At 76.2% G+C, this 2,023-nt stretch carries 3 protein-coding genes; 1 reads left to right on the top strand and 2 read right to left on the bottom strand.

The window, feature by feature from the left end:
* The first annotated feature begins 198 nt into the window (after positions 1–198).
* Complete coding sequence (locus CBZ_RS16805; protein ID WP_130782630.1) at positions 199–381, top strand: hypothetical protein; 183 nt, start codon at positions 199–201, stop codon at positions 379–381.
* Positions 382–462: 81 nt separating this feature from the next.
* Here CBZ_RS16805 and mscL read toward each other — a convergent pair whose 3' ends face one another.
* Together mscL and CBZ_RS16795 are read right to left on the bottom strand one after the other, a co-directional pair.
* Positions 463–990 (bottom strand): large conductance mechanosensitive channel protein MscL, encoded by a 528-nt coding sequence (gene mscL, locus CBZ_RS16800; RefSeq protein WP_246013505.1) that lies wholly within the window; start codon positions 988–990, stop codon positions 463–465.
* A gap of 64 nt (positions 991–1,054) precedes the next feature.
* Positions 1,055–1,777: an SAF domain-containing protein gene (locus CBZ_RS16795; RefSeq protein ID WP_246013504.1), complete on the bottom strand. Its 723-nt coding sequence runs from the start codon at positions 1,775–1,777 to the stop codon at positions 1,055–1,057.
* Positions 1,778–2,023: the final 246 nt, after the last annotated feature.

Below are 2,023 nucleotides of genomic sequence, written 5' to 3'. Positions count from 1 at the left end.
GCCCCGGCCCTCGCGGTGACGGCAGACGGGCCGTCGGGTCGGGGGCCGACGGTCGACGGGACAGCGCCGGACCCGGACGTGCCGCCCGCGGCCGGGCAGGCGGGTTCGGCGTCCGGGGCGCGACGGCCGCGTCGGGCCGTGCGGCGTGCGGGGACCGTCGGCACCGACGACGACCTACTCGTCAGCACGCTGCCGGCGATGCCCGGGCAGCGACCCGACGGGCGGGCCCCCGGCGCGGGCGTCGACCGACGGGCGCAGGTCGTCGCGCCCGACGAGCGTGCCGTCCCGCTGCGGAGCCTCGACGACGGCGACGTCGGCTGGGGCGGCGGCCCCGACACGAACGACGACCGCCTCGCCCGGGACCGACCGCCGCACTGGTGACGCCGTACCGGTCCGCGTCGGCGCAGTGACGCGCCGCCGCCGTCCGCAAGGACGACGACGGCGCGGTGACCCGGGACAGGGTCAGACGGTCGGCGGGGCCGGGGGCGTGCTGCCCGGCGGGAACGTCGGCGGCGTGCCCGCGTCGTTGAGGACGGCCGGCGACGGCCGGGCGGCGAGCAGGTCGCGGATCTCCTGCAGCAGCAGGATGTCCTCGGCGGGGGCCTTGGGCTCCTCCTCCTCGCCGCGCTTGCGACGGGCCGCCAGCGCGTTGAGCGGCAGGATGATGACGAAGTAGAGCGCCGCGGCGGTGATGAGGAACTGCAGCAGCGCGTTGAGGATCAGGCCGATCGAGAACGTCGCGCCGTTGATGACGAAGACGCCGACGGCCGTGAGGTCGGGCTCGCCGAAGATCGCCGCGATGAGCGGGCTGATGAACCCTTCCTGGATCGCGGCGACGACCCCGGTGAACGCGGCGCCGATGACCACGCCGACGGCGAGCTCGATGGCGTTGCCGCGGGCGATGAAGTCCTTGAAGCCCTGGAACACCTTGGACATGCCCCGAGCGCGGTCGCCGGCCCCGCGCAGTCCTTGGGTGATCGAGTCGGTCACGTTGTCTCCCGGAGATCCTGTGGGGTCCGTCCCGTGGTCCGCGGATCCGGACGTGTCGGGACGATCATGGCACGACGACTGCCGACAGCACGGAGGACGCGGACGCCCCGGCCAGGGCCAACGCCTCGTCGGGCGTGACGGCGAGCAGCACGGGCGGGGCGGTCTCGGAGCCGCTCCCGCCGAGGCCGACGAGTCCACCCCCGGCCGCGTCGGGGGGCGACGGCGGGGCGGGCAGGACCAGGGCGCCTGCCGCGACACGGGTGCCGTCACCGCCCTCGGCCGTCGCGGCGATGACGTCGACGCGCAGCCCGGGGGAGAGCATCGCGGCGGCGGCCTCGTCGGCGAGGCGGACGGCGGCGACGACGGTGCCCGGTGGTCCTCGGCCGTCGTCGTCGACGAGCACGCCCGGCACGAGCGGGCTGCCGGAGGTGAGGTCGACGGCGAGCGCCCGGTCGACGACGTCGGCCGTGGTGGTCGGGGCCTCGTCGGGCGCGACGGTGACGGGCACGTGCCGGACCGTCACGTCGGCGGACCCGACGCGGCTGCCGGCGGTGAGCGCGTGCGCGGCGACGACCACGGGGACCGTCGGGGCGGGGTCCGGGTCGAGCGTCGTGAGGACGCCGTGCACCGCGACCGCCACGAGCAGGGCGGCGGCCACGAACCGTGCGCGCCACAGCACGATCCGCCAGCGCAGGGCCAGGGGTGGTCGGCGGCGGGCGAGCGGGGGCGGTCGGTCGGCCGCGCGGGAGGGCGACGGACGCGTCGAGGCAGGGCGGGAGGAGGTCACTCCCCGGACGCTAGGCAGCCCTGCGCGTCAGCGATGCGAGGTCTGCCCACGAGGGGGACGAGCGATCGGTAGGCGAACCTGTGGACGGCTCGAGCCGCCGTCAGGCGGAGGCGGCGGGTGCGGCCTTCGTGGCGGACGTCCCGCTGGACGAGGTCGTCGAGCCGCTCGACGTGGACGTCGAGGAGGTCGACGAGGTCGAGGACGTGGACGTGGTCGAAGTCGTCGACGAGCTCGACGACTTCGACC

It is taken from the genome of Cellulomonas biazotea (assembly GCF_004306155.1).
In the GTDB taxonomy this organism is placed as follows: Bacteria; Actinomycetota; Actinomycetes; order Actinomycetales; family Cellulomonadaceae; genus Cellulomonas; species Cellulomonas biazotea.
This window is presented reverse-complemented; position numbering and strand designations above follow the sequence as displayed.